The sequence below is a fragment of the Pseudomonas nabeulensis genome (assembly GCF_004682045.1).
Taxonomy (GTDB): Bacteria; Pseudomonadota; Gammaproteobacteria; order Pseudomonadales; family Pseudomonadaceae; genus Aquipseudomonas; species Aquipseudomonas nabeulensis.
In genome coordinates, this window is sequence record NZ_QUZT01000003.1 from 65,315 (window position 1) to 80,351 (window position 15,037).

A 15,037-nucleotide genomic window follows, 5' to 3' on the forward strand; every position below is an offset into this window, starting at 1 on the left:
TCTGTGGGCCAACACCACATCAATGAGATTGCACAAAACCCATGTGGGAGCGGGCTTGCCCGCGAATGCGGTCTATCAGAGCCAAATGTGCTGTCTGATCCACCGCTTTCGCGGGCAAGCCCACTCCCACACAAGCCCGGTTCTCACACAGGATTATTCTGCGTTACACAACGCCAGGCAGTTATCCAGCATCCGGTTCGAGAAACCCCACTCGTTGTCATACCAGGCCAACACTTTCAGCAATTTGCCGCTGACCTTGGTGTGATTGGCATCGAAAATCGACGACAACGGGTTGTGGTTGAAGTCACTGGAAACCAGCGGCAGGGTGTTGTAACCGAGGATCTTCGAGTGCTGGCTGGCGGCCTTGAGCAGTGCGTTGACCTCTTCAGCGGTGGCTTCTTTCTTGAGCTGCACGGTGAGGTCCACCAGCGACACGTTGATCACCGGCACCCGCACGGCCATGCCGGTCAGCTTGCCTGCCAGCTCCGGCAATACCAGGCCGACCGCTTCGGCAGCACCGGTCTTGCTCGGGATCATGTTCTGGGTAGCCGAGCGCGCACGGTACGGGTCGGTGTGGTAGACGTCGGTCAGGTTCTGGTCGTTGGTGTAGGCGTGGATGGTGGTCATCAAGCCGCTTTCGATGCCCAGTTCGCGATGCAGTACCTGGGCAACCGGCGCCAGGCAGTTGGTGGTGCACGACGCGTTGGAGATGATCTGGTGGGATTGGCGCAGAATGTCGTGGTTCACGCCGTAGACCACGGTGGCGTCCGCGCCTTTGGCCGGTGCAGAAATGATCACCTTGCGTGCGCCGGCGGTAATATGGGCGGCAGCCTTGTCACGGTCGGTAAACAGGCCGGTGCATTCGAACACCACGTCGATCTTCAACGCGGCCCATGGCAGGTCGGCCGGGTTGCGAATGGCACTGACAGCGATCCGGTCACCATTGACGGTCAGGCTTTCCTGATCGTGGGCAACCTCTGCTTCGAAAGTGCCATGCACGGTGTCGTATTTGAGCAGGTGGGCATTGATCGAACTGTCGCCAAGATCGTTGATGGCGACGATCTGCAAATCCTGGCGGTAGCCTTGGGTATACAGTGCGCGCAGGACATTACGGCCAATACGGCCAAAACCATTGATTGCGATACGAAGAGTCATTGGAAAGTGCCTGTCGTCGATTTGTTGTAAGAATTACAAGATTATTCGCATAAAAATAGAAAACAAGCCTTTTTAGTGGCAATATTTTGTTCAATCTACAACGAGTGACCTGAATCAACTGGTCCGATTGGTCAAGTAACAGCCTGCCAACCTCTTCGCGGCGGGCGTTTGACCAGCATAGACACTCAGGTCGCCACATCCGTTAGCCTGGAGTTCTACACATGCATCCCCGCGTCCTTGAGGTCACCGAACGGCTTATCGCCCGCAGCCGCGCCACCCGCGAGGCTTACCTTGCGCTCATTCGCGGCGCAGCCAGCGACGGTCCGATGCGCGGCAAGCTGCAATGCGCCAACTTCGCCCATGGCGTGGCCGGTTGCGGCACTGAAGATAAAAATAGTCTGCGCATGATGAATGCCGCCAACGTGGCAATTGTTTCGTCATATAACGACATGCTCTCGGCGCACCAGCCGTACGAACATTTCCCTGAACAAATCAAGAAAGCCCTGCGCGAAGTCGGCTCGGTCGGCCAGTTCGCTGGCGGCACCCCGGCCATGTGCGACGGCGTGACCCAGGGCGAGCCCGGCATGGAGTTGAGCCTGCTCAGCCGCGAAGTAATCGCCATGTCCACGGCGGTAGCGCTGTCCCACAACATGTTCGACGCCGCGCTGATGCTGGGCATCTGCGACAAGATCGTCCCCGGCCTGATGATGGGCGCGCTGCGCTACGGTCACCTGCCGATGATCTTCGTGCCGGGCGGCCCGATGCCTTCGGGTATCTCCAACAAGCAGAAGGCCGATGTGCGCCAGCGCTACGCCGAAGGCAAGGCCACCCGCGAAGAGCTGCTGGAGTCGGAGATGAAGTCCTACCACAGCCCCGGCACCTGCACTTTCTACGGCACCGCCAACACCAACCAACTGCTGATGGAAGTGATGGGCCTGCACTTGCCGGGCGCCTCGTTCGTCAACCCGTACACGCCGCTGCGCGATGCGTTGACCCGCGAGGCCGCGCACCAGGTCACGCGGTTGACCAAGGCCAACGGCAACTTCACGCCCATCGGCGAAATCGTCGACGAGAAATCCATCGTCAATTCCATCGTCGCACTGAATGCCACGGGCGGGTCTACCAACCACACGCTGCACATGCCGGCCATCGCCATGTCGGCGGGCATCATCCTTACCTGGCAGGACATGGCTGATCTCTCCGAGGTGGTGCCCACCCTGTCCCACGTGTATCCAAACGGCAAGGCGGATATCAACCACTTCCAGGCGGCGGGCGGCATGTCGTTCCTGATCCGCGAACTGCTCGAAGCGGGTCTGCTGCACGAAGACGTCAACACCGTGGCTGGCAAGGGCCTGAGCCGCTACACCCAGGAACCGTTCCTGGTGGACGGCGAGCTGATCTGGCGCGACGGTCCTATCGAAAGCCTCGACGAAACCATCCTGCGTCCCGTGGCCCGTGCATTCTCGCCGGAAGGTGGTTTACGTGTGATGGAAGGCAACCTTGGCCGTGGCGTGATGAAAGTCTCCGCCGTCGCCCTTGAACACCAGATCGTCGAAGCCCCGGCGGTGGTGTTCCAGGATCAACAGGACTTGGCGGACGCCTTTAAGGCCGGCCAACTGGAAAAAGACTTTGTCGCGGTGATGCGCTTCCAGGGCCCACGCTCCAACGGCATGCCGGAATTACACAAGATGACCCCGTTCCTCGGGGTGTTGCAGGACCGTGGTTTCAAGGTCGCGCTGGTGACAGACGGGCGCATGTCCGGCGCCTCGGGTAAGATTCCCGCCGCGATCCACGTCAACCCCGAAGCCCAGAGCGGCGGGCCGCTGGCGCGGGTGCGCGATGGCGATATCATTCGCGTCGATGGCGTTACAGGCACCTTGGAGCTTAAGGTGGACGCCGACGTATTTGCAGCGCGCACGCCTGCCACGGGCCTGTTGGGCAATAACGTGGGGGCCGGTCGCGAGCTGTTTGCATTTATGCGCTTGGCCGCAAGCTCCGCAGAGCAAGGCGCCAGCGCCTTTACCTCTGCCTTGGAGACGCTTAAGTGAAGCTTGCGCTGGTCGGTGACATCGGTGGAACCAACGCCCGTTTTGCGTTGTGGCGGGACCAGGCGCTGCATTCGATCCGCGTGCACGCCACGGCGGATCATGCCAGCCCCGAGGAGGCCATCCAGGTCTACCTCAAGGAAGAAGGCCTGCAAATCGGCGACATTGGTGCGGTGTGCCTGTCGGTGGCCGGGCCGGTGAGTGGCGACGAATTCAAATTCACCAACAACCACTGGCGCCTGAGCAAGACTGAGTTTTGCAAAACCTTGCAGGTCGATGAGCTGCTGTTGGTCAATGACTTCTCGGCCATGGCGCTGGGCATGACCCGCCTCAAGCCCGACGAATTCCGTGTGGTCTGTGAAGGCACGCCGGAGCCGTTGCGCCCGGCAGTGGTGATCGGCCCAGGCACCGGCCTGGGTGTTGGCACCTTGCTGGATTTGGGTGGCGGCCGTTTTGCCGCGTTGCCGGGGGAGGGCGGCCATGTCGACCTGCCCCTGAACAGTCCACGGGAAACCCAGCTATGGCAGCATATCTACACCGAGATCGGCCATGTCAGCGCCGAAACCGCCTTGAGCGGTGGCGGCTTGCCGCGTTTGTATCGCGCGATTTGTGCGGTGGACGGGCATACGTCGGTGCTGGACACGCCTGAAGCCATCACGGCCGCAGGCCTTGCCGGCGACCCGGTGGCGATGGAAGTGTTGGATCAGTTCAGCATCTGGCTGGGCCGGGTGGCCGGCAACAATGTGCTGACCACCGGTGGACGCGGTGGCGTGTATATCGTGGGCGGAGTGATACCGAGGTTTGCCGACTTCTTTATCCACAGCGGTTTCGCCAAGAGCTTTGCGGACAAAGGCTGCATGAGTGATTACTTCAAAGGTATTCCGGTGTGGTTGGTGACGGCGCCGTATTCCGGGTTGACTGGGGCTGGAGTTGCGCTCGAGCAGGCTTTTGCGTAGGTGCTGATGGCCCTATCGGGGGCAAGCCCCCTCCCACACTTTGAATGTATTCACACATCAAAATGTGGGAGGGGGCTTGCCCCCGATGAGGCCCTAGAGAACACCCCATAACAACAAGGAGGACCCCGTGAGCGTAATCAGTAAATCCATTCTCCTCGTCGACGACGACCAGGAAATCCGCGAATTGCTGCAAACCTACCTCAGTCGCGCCGGTTTCCAGGTGCGTGGCGTGCCGGATGGCGCGGGGTTCCGCCAGGCGATGAACGAGGCGCCGTGCGATCTGGTCATCCTCGATGTGATGTTGCCGGACGAAGATGGCTTTAGCCTGTGCCGCTGGATCCGCCAGCACCCGCGCCAGGCGCAGGTGCCGATCATCATGCTCACCGCCAGCTCCGACGAAACCGACCGGGTGATCGGCCTGGAACTGGGCGCCGACGACTACATCGGCAAACCCTTCAGCCCCCGTGAGCTGCAAGCGCGGATCAAGGCGTTGCTGCGTCGCGCGCAGTTTGGCCAGGAGCGCAGCGGCAGCAGTGATGTGCTGGTGTTCGACGAGTGGCGCCTGGATATGATCAGCCACCGGCTGTTCCATGTGGACGGTGAAGAGGTGATTCTTTCCGGCGCCGACTTTGCCCTGCTCAAGTTATTTCTCGACCACCCGCAACAGATCCTCGACCGCGACACCATCGGCAACGCCACCCGTGGCCGCGACCTGATGCCGTTGGACCGTATCGTCGACATGGCCGTCAGCCGGCTGCGCCAACGGCTGCGCGACACCGAAAAACCGCCGAGGCTGATCCGCACCGTGCGCGGCAGCGGTTACCAACTGGCAGCCAGCGTGGTTGCCGGCAATGCCCACTGAGCGCCGCCTGCCGGTGCCGCGCTCGTTGTTGGGGCGCATGTTGCTGCTGACGCTGCTCGCGGTGCTGTTTGCCCAGGCGTTGTCCAGCGTGATCTGGGTCTCGCAACTACGCGCCACCCAGCTCGAAGGCCTGGTGACCAGCGCCCGCAGCCTGGCGCATTCGATGACGGCCAGCGTCAGCTATTTCCGTTCGTTGCCGGTGGCCTATCGCCCTTTGGTGCTGGACCAGTTGCGCAGCATGGGCGGCACGCGGTTTGTCGTGACCCTCAACGACCGCCCATTGGACATGCAAGTCTTGCCGCAAACCCCGCGCAAGCAGGCCGTGCTGGTGGCGGTGGATGAAGTGTTGCGCCAGACCCTGGGCGCCGACGTGCATATCTCGGTGGAGTTCGTCAGCGCCGAAGACCTGCGTATTTTCAATGCCGGCTTGAAGCTCGATGAACTGCCGCGTTCCTGGGCGCATTACGCGCTGACTCTGGAGCCGGTGAACCCGCCCGTGCTGGTCACCCAGATTCAGCTCGCCCCCGGCGAATGGCTGTACATTGCCTCGCTGTTGCCTGAGCCCTACACCAGCCTCGAAGAACAAGGCCTGCCGTCCCAGCAAGTGTGGTTTATCGTGCTGACCAGCGGCTTCCTGCTGCTGTTTATCGGCCTGTTGGTGCACTGGCAAAGCCGGCCACTCAAGCGCTTGGCGCGGGCCGCGCGGGACATGTCCCTGGGCGCCGATGTACAACCGGTGGCCGAAGGCGGCGGCAGTGAAGTGGTGGAGGTGGGCCGCGCCTTCAACGCTATGCGCGAACGCATCAGCCGCTATCTCACTGAACGTAGCCAATTATTCAGCGCGATCTCCCACGACTTGCGCACACCGATCACCCGCCTGCGCCTGCGTGTGGAGTTGCTGGAAGACGAGAACCTGCAAACCAAATTTGGTCGCGACCTGGATGAGCTGGAGTTGCTGGTGAAGGGCGCATTGCAATGCGTGAAAGACACCGATATCCACGAAAACATCGAGCCGGTAGACCTTAACCACGTACTCGATTGCCTGGTGGAGCCGTACGTGGCGCCCAACGGTAATGGCCGCGTTACCCAGCATGGGCGCGCGCTGACGCCTTATCCCGGCAAGCCGCTGGCGCTGAAACGGTGTATCGGCAACCTGATCGACAATGCCTTGAAGTACGGGCAGAACGCCCATTTGCATATTGAAGATGATGGCGCCGAGTTCATCCTGCATGTGGATGACGAAGGGCCAGGCGTACCGGAGCAGCGGTTGGAGCAGGTGTTTGAGCCGCACTTTCGGCTGGCCGGGCAGCAGCAGGGCTATGGCTTGGGGTTGGGGATTGCGCGAAACATTGCCCACAGCCATGGGGGCGAGGTGAGTTTGCAGAATTTGCGGGAAGGGGGGTTGCGGGTCACCTTGCAGCTACCCCGCGGATTAGACTGAATGCATACAGAACCAATGTGGGAGGGGGCTTGCCCCCGATAGCGGTGTATCAGCCTCAATATTTTTGACTGACAGACTGCCATCGGGGGCAAGCCCCCTCCCACATTTGGCCCTCATTGAGTCTGGGTCAGATGCTTTGGCGCAGTCTGGCCAAATCCCTCAGTGGCGGCGCACCAAACAACCGGCTGTATTCTCGACTAAACTGCGACGGGCTTTCATACCCCACCCGATACCCCGCCGCCGACGCTTCCAGCCCTTCGGCAATCATCAACCGCCGCGCCTCCTGCAAGCGCAACTGCTTCTGGTACTGCAACGGGCTCATGGCGGTGATCGCCTTGAATCGGTGGTGCAAGGTCGACACGCTCAGGTTCACTTCCTTGGCCAGGTCATCAATGCGCAGCGGTTGTTCGTAGTTGCCGTTCAACCAGGTGATCGCCTGGCTCACCCGATGGCTTTGGCTGTTGGCCACGGCAATTTCATACAACCGATAACCCTGCGGCCCACGCAACAGGCGGTAGAGAATTTCGCGGTTGATCAACGGCGCCAGCATGGCGATGTCTTTGGGGGTGTCCAACAGGCGTGCCAGGCGCAATACGGCGTCCAGCAGCTGATGGTCGATGCGGTCGACGTACATCCCGCGAGAAGTAGGCCGGGACGGTACACCCATCGGGCCGGCCTCGGCGATCAGCGCCGTGAGCTGAGCCGGGTCGATATTGATGCGCACCGACAGATTCGGGTCTTCCGGCGTGGCCTCGATGATGCGCCCAGCCACCGGCATTGCTACCGAGAACACCAAGTAGTTGAGCGGGTCGTAGGCAAAGATTTCGTCGGCCAGGCGTACTTCCTTGCTGCCGCTGGCCAGGATGCACAGCGCAGGCTCCACCAACACCGGCATAAAGTCGCGCGGTGCGTTGTGGCGGTTGAGGTAGAGCGAGGTAACGGCCGTACCGTAGGAACCATCCTCCCAGGTATGCCGGTGCACAATACTGGCGAGTTCGGCGCGCTGTTTTTCCATCTCGGCGTCAAGGGGAAGGGACGGGTGTTCAGGCGACGACATGGGATGTCCTCTACAGGCTTTTTTGATGGGGTCAGCTTAGCGGCGGCTTTTGAAAAAGTGTTACGTCGATTCTGCACAATCCTTGCCTGATCCTGCGATAAGTCGTGAATCAGGCAAGTGGGTGGCCTGTCATCTGCCTGAAACACTGGGCCAATACATGGGATAAACCAGGGGACTCAAATGCCCTCTTTGGACTTCTCGCAGGATTGTGCAATAAGCCGGCAGGAATCGACTAACGGCACTAACACCTCAATCGTTATCTTTGATCCTGTGGCAACACGCCCCCACTGTGCTTGCCGAGCATCACTTCTCAACGGGAGAGTCGAACATGTCCACCCCCATTCCCGCGAGCCATATGGCCTTTATCCGTGCCCGTACCGGGTGCAGCACCGAACTCGGTGCACGCTTGAGCAGTTTGATCGAACCGGGTCGCCAGGCTCAGGGTTGCCTGCAATTCTCGTTGCAGCATTCCCAGGTTGACCCGGATGTGTGGCTGATCTCGGGCTTCTGGAGCAGCGAGCAGGCGATGAGCGCCTACTTCAACTCGCCGGCCCTGATGATCTTCACCGAGTTGTTGAATGACATGGTGGTTCGTAGCATGGACTTCCAGACCTTCACCGACGCATCCGCTGTGCATGCCTATGGCGAGTACCTGCAACTGGCGGGTTAGAATGGCCGACTTTCCATTGGCCAGGACCTGCAACATGGCACGTAAACAATTTGCCCACCACGAAGCCGTATCCGCCGTAGTGCCGGGAGAGGGCGGCTATAGCGCCGCCGTCGCCGTCAAGGCACTGGATGGCATGGGCGCCCCGCGCTTTCACAAGATCCTGGATGGGCAGACGTTCAAGACGGCGTCCGATGCCGATGATGCGGCGGCGTTGCAATTGGAGCGGTTGGTGGATGTGGATGAAGAGGGCCAGCTGGCCTGGGCAACTGCCACCCTCTAAACAACACCGCTGTTCAAAGGTGGGAGGGGGCTTGCCCCCGATAGCGGGGTGTCAGTCACAGATGTATCACTGGCACCCTGCTATCGGGGGCAAGCCCCCTCCCACATTTTTTCTGCATTTCAGTCAGGGTTTTGTGGCACCTGGGCGATACATCTTGAACAGCGCCTCCGGCCCCAGCTGGAAGTAATCCGCCGGCCCACCTCCACGCAAGATCGGCTCAGCGGCAGCAGTGTCATAGATGCCATCCTTGAGCAGCCACTTGGCAATATGCACGGCCACCACCTCACCCAGCACCAGCCAGCTTGGCACCAACTCCTTGTCAGCCCGTTGCAGCTGAATAATCTGCGTCACCTTGCACTCGAACGACACCGGGCTCTCGCCCACCCGTGGCACCTTGATAACTTTCGAGGCCACCGGCGTCAGGCCGGATAACTCGAACTCATTCACTTCCGGCGAGACCGCCGCGCAACTCTGGTTCATCTGCTCGGCCAACGGGCGGGTTGCCAGGTTCCACACAAACTCGCCGGTCTGTTCGATATTGTTCAGGCTGTCTTTGCGCCCGACACTGGAAAACCCAATGATCGGCGGAATGTAGTTGAACGCATTGAAGAAACTGTAGGGCGCCAGGTTCAGGCGGCCGTCGCTGTCGTGGGACGAGATCCAGCCAATCGGACGGGGGCCGACAATCGCGTTGAACGGGTCATGGGGCAGGCCGTGGCCGTTGGCGGGTTCGTAGAAGTGGATATCGTCAGACATGGCCGGGGTTCCTGCGCTCGGGTTCGATGAAGCGGCCATACTGCAAGGCATGGCGGCGAATTTCCATCGGCGATATGGAATTTTCATACAGTGCCCACCTATTTTTCACAGCTCCACGTTCAGTCTGCGCCCAAATAAATGACTGAGCTTCGGAGCCGTCCACCCCATGAATAAACTTCCTCAGATCACCCTGGCGTTCTGGGTCATGAAAATCTGCGCGACGACCTTGGGCGAAACCGCCGGGGATTTACTGTCGATGACCTTGAACGTGGGTTATGCCCTCAGCTCGATGATTCTGATCAGCGTGTTCCTGGTCACGTTGGTGACGCAGCTCTGGTCGAAAACCTACAACCCGGTGCTGTACTGGATCGTGATCCTGTCCACCAGCACGGCGGGCACCACCATGTCGGACTTCATGGACCGCACCCTGGGCCTGGGGTATGCGACGGGCTCGATGATTTTGATCGTGATCCTGATGATCATCTTCGCCATGTGGCACCTCAGCGGCGACTCGCTGAATGTGAACAAGGTGCAGAGCTTTCGCGGCGAGTTGTTCTACTGGATGGCGATCCTGTTCTCCAACACCTTGGGGACGGCGTTGGGCGACTTCCTGGCGGACGATTCGGGGCTTGGGTTTGCAGGCGGCGCTTTGTTGATCGGCTCGACCATTGCGGTCGTGGTGGCGCTCAAGTACTTCACACAAATCTCGTCGGTGCTGTTGTTCTGGGTGGCGTTCGTGTTGACCCGACCGTTTGGTGCGACCTTGGGCGACTTCCTCACCAAACCCCATGAAAAAGGCGGATTGGATTTCGGCACCATTGGCTCGTCGGCGGTGTTGGCGGCGGTGTTGGTGGTGATGATCGTCGGCGCATCGTATGCGCAGCGGCGGTATGGCTCGGTGAGCCAGACAATACAAAACTAAATGTGGGAGGGGGCTTGCCCCCTCCCACACAGCCCTGCATTTTTCCTGAATTTAGCTGTTAGTCAGTGGTAATCCGCGAATGCTTGCGGGTGTCCTTCATGGTCACATAGACCACCAGCGACACCGCAATGCACGCCGTCACATACCAGTAGTACCCGGTTTCCATACCGATGCTCTTGAACCACAGTGCAATGTATTCAGCCGTGCCGCCGAAGATCGACACGGTCAGCGCATACGGCAGGCCTACACCCAGTGCGCGGATTTCGGTCGGGAACAGTTCGGCCTTCACCACCGCGTTGATCGAGGTGTAGCCGCTGACGATGATCAGTGCCGCCATGATCAGGAAGAACGCGCCCCACCAGGTCTGGATGGTGTGCAGGGTGGTGAGGATCGGCACGGTGCACAGGGTGCCGAGGATACCGAAGGCGATCAGGATCGGCCGACGACCAACTTTATCCGACAGCCCGCCAATGATGGGTTGCAGGCACATGAACAGGAACAGCGTCGCCGCCGAAATGGTGGTGGAGTCGGAGATGCTCATGCCGACCGTGTTCACCAGGTATTTCTGCATGTAGGTGGTGTAGGTGTAGAACGCCAGGGTGCCGCCCATGGTCAGGCCGACCACGGTCAACAGTTCCTTGGGGTGGCGCATCAAGGTGCGCATGGCGCTTTCCTTGGCTTTTTCCTTCTTGGTGAACGACTCGGTTTCTTCCATGCCGCGACGCAGGTACAGCGCAACTACGGCGCACAGTGCGCCGATGGCGAACGGAATACGCCAGCCCCATGCGTACAGCTGCTCGGTGGTCAGCAATTGTTGCAGCACGATCAACACCGCCAGCGCGATGAGCTGGCCGGAGATCAGGGTCACGTACTGGAAGCTGGAGTAGAAACCCCGACGTTCCTTGGTCGCCATCTCACTGAGGTAGGTGGCGGAAGTGCCGTATTCGCCACCGACCGACAGGCCTTGCAGCAAGCGGGCAAACACCAACAGGATCGGCGCACCGATACCGATGATTTCATAACCGGGGCTCAGGGCAATCAGCAGCGAGCCGAAGCACATCAGGTACACCGAGGCCATCAAGGCTTTTTTACGCCCGACTTTGTCGGCGTAGAGGCCCATCAGCCAGCCACCGATCGGGCGCATCAGGAAGCCCACGGCGAAGATCGCGGCGGTGTTCAGCAGTTGGGCGGTGGTGTCGCCTTTAGGGAAAAAGGTCTTGGCGAAGTACAGCGAGAAGGCGGCGTAGACGTACCAGTCGTACCACTCGACCATGTTGCCGACGGAACCACTGAAAATCGACTTGATGCGGCTGGAGGTGGTGCGTTCTTTTGCCGGCGCGGCCGCCGACCCCAGAGGCAAAGTGTTGGAGTTATCCATTAAAGGATCCTTCGTCTAGTTGTTTTTATGGAGCCGCGTAGACGCAGCCTGGCTCGGGCTATAGCAGGAGCTGTGCCAGGTGGGTGAGGGCCCGGACTAGAAGGGTTGGCGGATTTTTTTGAGCGGAAAGTTGCTGATGGTTTTGGGTGGGTGAGCGGAAATCCGCTTATGGCAACCGGCCTCATCGGGGGCAAGCCCCCTCCCACATTCGACCGAGTTCCAATGTTGGAATACGGTCAAGTGTGGGAGGGGGCTTGCCCCCGATGGCGGCCTGACAGGCACCACAAAAGCGGGCCTAGAGAAACATCTCCCGCACCAAGCCATGCCGCTGCATCTTCTCATTCAAGGTCCGCCGTGGCAGTTGCAACTCCGCCAACACCGCCTTGATATCGCCTTTATGCCGGGTCAACGCCGCTTTCAAGCAGTTCGCTTCGAAGGCCTCCTGCTGCGCCGCCAACGATTGCCCGGCCTCGATCCCTTCCGGTTCTGGCTCACCCAGCCCCAGCACCTGGCGTTCCGCATAGTTGGCCAACTCACGCACATTCCCCGGCCAATCATGGCCGAGCAGTTGCCCCAGCTGTGCGCCGCTGAGGGGCTCAACGCTGCGCCCCAAGCGTTCGCCAGCGGTGTGGGCGAAGTGGTCGAACAACAGCGGAATATCCTCGCGTCGCTCACGCAGCGGCGGCAAACGCAGTTGTGCAACGTTCAGCCGATAAGCCAGGTCTTCACGAAAACGCCCGGCGCGGGCTTCTTCCAGCAAATCCGGTTTGGTCGCGGCGATGATGCGCAGATCCACGTGAATACTTTGGTTGGAGCCCAGCCGCTCCAGTTTCTGTTCCTGCAATACCCGTAGCAATTTGACCTGTTGGGCCAGCGGCATGCTTTCGATTTCATCCAGGAACAACGTACCGCCGTGGGCATATTCCAGCTTGCCGATGCGCTTGCCCTGGGCGCCTGTAAATGCGCCGCTCTCATGGCCGAACAACTCGGCTTCAAACAACGGCTCGGGGATCGCGGCACAGTTGAGTGCCACGAAGGGTTTTTTCGCCCGTGGACCGAAGTCATGCAGGCAGCGGGCGACCAACTCTTTACCGCTGCCGGTCTCTCCACGGATCAACACATTGACCGGCAAACTCGCGAGGTCGAGCACCTGGCGGCGCAGGGTCTGCAAGCCTCGGGACACGCCCAGCAAGGTGGATTCCAACTGCACACGATGATCGGCCTGTTGATGCAGGCGGCGGTTTTCCAGGATCAGCCCGCGTTTGTCGAGGGCGCGACGCAGGCTGTTGAGCAGGGCGTCGGGGCTGAAGGGTTTTTCCAGGAAGTCGTAGGCACCGTCGCGCATGGCTTCGACCGCCATCGGCACATCACCGTGGCCGGTGAGCAGAATCACCGGCAGGTCGGCATCGCGACGCCGTACTTCGGCCAACAGTTCCAAGCCGCTGAGGCCCGGCATGCGCACATCGCTGAGGATCACGCCGGGGAAGTCCCTGGGCAACTGCGCCAGGCATTCCTCGGCGCGGCTGAACAGTTGCACCTCAAAGCCGGACAAGCTCAACCATTGCTCGACAGCCGTGCGAATGCTGGCTTCGTCATCGACCACAATCACTGCGTTCAACATAGGTCGGGCGTCTCCAGCGCAATAGGCAAGGTCAGGGTGAAGATCGCCCCATCGCCACGATTGCCGGCAATCAGGCGACCGCCGAGTTCATGCACGATGGCGTAGGACACCGCCAGTCCCAGGCCGAGGCCATCACCCACCGGTTTGGTGGTGAAGAACGGGTCGAACACGCTGTTGAGGTGTTCTTCGGCAATGCCGCCGCCGCTGTCGCTGACGCTCAAACACCAAAGCTGCTGGTCGGCCTGCAGGCGAATCTCCAAGCGCTTGCGCGGCTTGTCGGCCATCGCATCGAGGGCGTTGCGCAGCAGGTTGATCAGCACTTGTTCAAGGCGAATCGCATCGCCGCGTACCCAGGCCGGCCGGGTTAGGTCGAGTACCACGCCGATGCCTTCATCGCGCAGGCGCGCGTCAAGCAGATGCAGGGATTGGTCGACCACCAGCGCCAGGTCCAGGCGTTCGCGCAGGCCGCTGGGGCTTTTGCGCGCGAAGGTCTTGAGGTGGCCAGTGAGCGCGGCCATGCGCGTGAGCATTTCGTCCAGGGGCGTGAGGGCCTTGTAGGCATCATCGACGCGGCCGTGGTCCAGCAACAGGCGCAAGGTGGCCAGTTGCATGCGCTGTGCGGTCAGCGGTTGATTGATTTCATGGGCGAGGGCGGCGGACATCTGCCCCAGTGCCGCCAACTTGGCCGATTGCACCAGGCCATCCTGTGCGGTGCGCAGGGCCTGGGTGCGCTCTTCCACCAATTGCTCAAGCTCTTCGCGGCTGCGCTGGCGCAAACGGGCCAGGCGCCAGCGTTGGGTCAGGAACAACACCAGGAACACCAGAGCCAGCCAGGAACCGGCGGCGGCGAGGCCGGCGTTGCGTTGGTCCTCGAAGGCGAACTGCGGCTTGCGCAGCAAGTGCAGGGTCCAGCCTTCGGCTTTGAGCGGCAGGGATTCCCAGATGTAGTTGGCGTTGCCGTCCGGGCCGTTGACGCGCATCAAATGGCTGTTTTCGTCGAAGCGCTGCAACGCCTGGGTCTCCAGCGGCTCCAGTTGTTTTTTGTCGTACTGGCGGGTGGCCTTGAGTTCGGTCAGGTCAGTGTCCGACAGCGGCCGCAGGTTGCGGTAACGCCAGCCGGGTTGGTTGGCGATAAACACGATGCCCCGTGCGTCACTGACCAATAAAAGGTCGTTGCCCTGGGCCCACTCGCGTTCAAGCTCGGGGAACTCCAGTTTCACCACCATGGCGCCGAGGAACTGCTCGTGTTCATCAAGCACGGCGCTGGAAAGGAAATAACCGGGGATTCCCGTGGTCACCCCCACTGCATAAAAACGTCCGGTGCCCTGGCTGAGGGTCTGGCTGAAATAGGGGCGGAACGCGTAGTTATGCCCGACATAACTGCTGGGCAGGTTCCAATTGCTCGCTGCTACGGCCAGGCCTGTGCGGTCCATCAGTTCCAGGGTCGAAGATTGTGCGGCGCCGTTGATGCGCTCCAGCTTGCGATTGAGCAGATCCTGGGTGGTGGCATCCAGCGGGCCCTTCAACGCGCTGATCATTTCCGAGTCCAGCGCCAGCACGGCGGGCAGGGCGCGGTAGCGTTCGATCAGGGTGTGCAGGGAGTTGGCGTACAGCGCGAGCTGCTGATTGGCGCGGGCGGCATCGTCCACCAACGCTTGGCGTTCGGCGTGGCGGGTGGCCAGGGCTGCGGCCAGCAGTGCGCCGGCGATGATCAGCAAGGAATAGAAGGTCAGGCGCAGGGGGCGAGGGATCACGATCATACGGTGATGAGCAGGCGCAGTAAGGGGAGTGCACCATACCATGAGCTATCGGGTCTTGTAGTGAGCGGGCTGGCCCCGCGCTGGGCTGCGTAGCGGCCCCAATAAAAAACACCGCGCTCTGCCAGGCAGAACGC

General features: G+C 60.7%; 13 protein-coding genes. 7 read left to right on the forward strand and 6 right to left on the reverse strand.

All coding sequences use genetic code 11. The annotated features are described in order from the left end of the window. Positions 1-153 precede the first annotated feature (153 nt). Positions 154-1,155, reverse strand: a complete 1,002-nt coding sequence (gene gap / locus DYL61_RS02680) for a type I glyceraldehyde-3-phosphate dehydrogenase (RefSeq protein ID WP_105695362.1) — start codon at positions 1,153-1,155, stop codon at positions 154-156. Between the two features lie 221 nt (positions 1,156-1,376). Here gap and edd point away from each other — a divergent pair, with 221 nt between their 5' ends. The 4 genes from edd (at position 1,377) to DYL61_RS02700 (ending at position 6,459) form a co-directional block, all read left to right on the forward strand. After that, positions 1,377-3,203 (forward strand): phosphogluconate dehydratase, encoded by a 1,827-nt coding sequence (edd, locus tag DYL61_RS02685; protein WP_135307095.1) that lies wholly within the window; start codon positions 1,377-1,379, stop codon positions 3,201-3,203. Continuing rightward, a complete protein-coding gene (locus DYL61_RS02690) occupies positions 3,200-4,156 on the forward strand; it encodes a glucokinase (RefSeq protein ID WP_135307096.1) in 957 nt (318 codons plus the stop codon). The genes edd and DYL61_RS02690 overlap by 4 nt, the downstream gene beginning before the upstream one ends. A 127-nt stretch (positions 4,157-4,283) precedes the next feature. Then, positions 4,284-5,018: a response regulator gene (locus DYL61_RS02695; protein WP_105695365.1), complete on the forward strand. Its 735-nt coding sequence runs from the start codon at positions 4,284-4,286 to the stop codon at positions 5,016-5,018. Positions 5,019-5,031: 13 nt separating this feature from the next. After that, entirely contained in the window at positions 5,032-6,459 is a 1,428-nt protein-coding gene (locus tag DYL61_RS02700) for an ATP-binding protein (protein ID WP_420825060.1), read from the forward strand. A gap of 127 nt (positions 6,460-6,586) precedes the next feature. Here the strand turns inward: DYL61_RS02700 and DYL61_RS02705 are convergent, their stop codons facing one another. Then, complete coding sequence (locus tag DYL61_RS02705) at positions 6,587-7,516, reverse strand: AraC family transcriptional regulator (protein WP_135307098.1); 930 nt, start codon at positions 7,514-7,516, stop codon at positions 6,587-6,589. Positions 7,517-7,844: 328 nt separating this feature from the next. On the opposite strand from DYL61_RS02705, the gene DYL61_RS02710 reads away from it, so the two are divergent. Both DYL61_RS02710 and DYL61_RS02715 read left to right on the forward strand, forming a co-directional pair. After that, positions 7,845-8,186: an antibiotic biosynthesis monooxygenase family protein gene (locus DYL61_RS02710; RefSeq protein ID WP_060754227.1), complete on the forward strand. Its 342-nt coding sequence runs from the start codon at positions 7,845-7,847 to the stop codon at positions 8,184-8,186. 34 nt (positions 8,187-8,220) lie between these two features. Further along, the gene (locus DYL61_RS02715; RefSeq protein ID WP_135307099.1) at positions 8,221-8,466 is read left to right on the forward strand and encodes a hypothetical protein; all 246 of its coding nucleotides are present in this window, start codon (positions 8,221-8,223) and stop codon (positions 8,464-8,466) included. A 123-nt stretch (positions 8,467-8,589) separates the two neighbouring features. Here the strand turns inward: DYL61_RS02715 and DYL61_RS02720 are convergent, their stop codons facing one another. Next, the gene (locus tag DYL61_RS02720; RefSeq protein WP_105695369.1) at positions 8,590-9,222 is read right to left on the reverse strand and encodes a flavin reductase family protein; all 633 of its coding nucleotides are present in this window, start codon (positions 9,220-9,222) and stop codon (positions 8,590-8,592) included. 166 nt (positions 9,223-9,388) lie between these two features. On the opposite strand from DYL61_RS02720, the gene DYL61_RS02725 reads away from it, so the two are divergent. Continuing rightward, the gene (locus DYL61_RS02725; protein WP_135307100.1) at positions 9,389-10,144 is read left to right on the forward strand and encodes a COG4705 family protein; all 756 of its coding nucleotides are present in this window, start codon (positions 9,389-9,391) and stop codon (positions 10,142-10,144) included. Between the two features lie 58 nt (positions 10,145-10,202). Here the strand turns inward: DYL61_RS02725 and DYL61_RS02730 are convergent, their stop codons facing one another. The 3 genes from DYL61_RS02730 to DYL61_RS02740 form a co-directional block, all read right to left on the reverse strand. Next, on the reverse strand, positions 10,203-11,522 hold the full coding sequence (locus tag DYL61_RS02730) for an MFS transporter (protein WP_105695371.1): 1,320 nt from the start codon (positions 11,520-11,522) through the stop codon (positions 10,203-10,205). Between the two features lie 295 nt (positions 11,523-11,817). Next, on the reverse strand, positions 11,818-13,143 hold the full coding sequence (locus DYL61_RS02735) for a sigma-54-dependent transcriptional regulator (RefSeq protein WP_135307101.1): 1,326 nt from the start codon (positions 13,141-13,143) through the stop codon (positions 11,818-11,820). After that, a complete protein-coding gene (locus DYL61_RS02740; protein ID WP_135307102.1) occupies positions 13,137-14,903 on the reverse strand; it encodes a sensor histidine kinase in 1,767 nt (588 codons plus the stop codon). Before DYL61_RS02740 ends, DYL61_RS02735 begins: the two co-directional genes overlap by 7 nt. Positions 14,904-15,037: the final 134 nt, after the last annotated feature.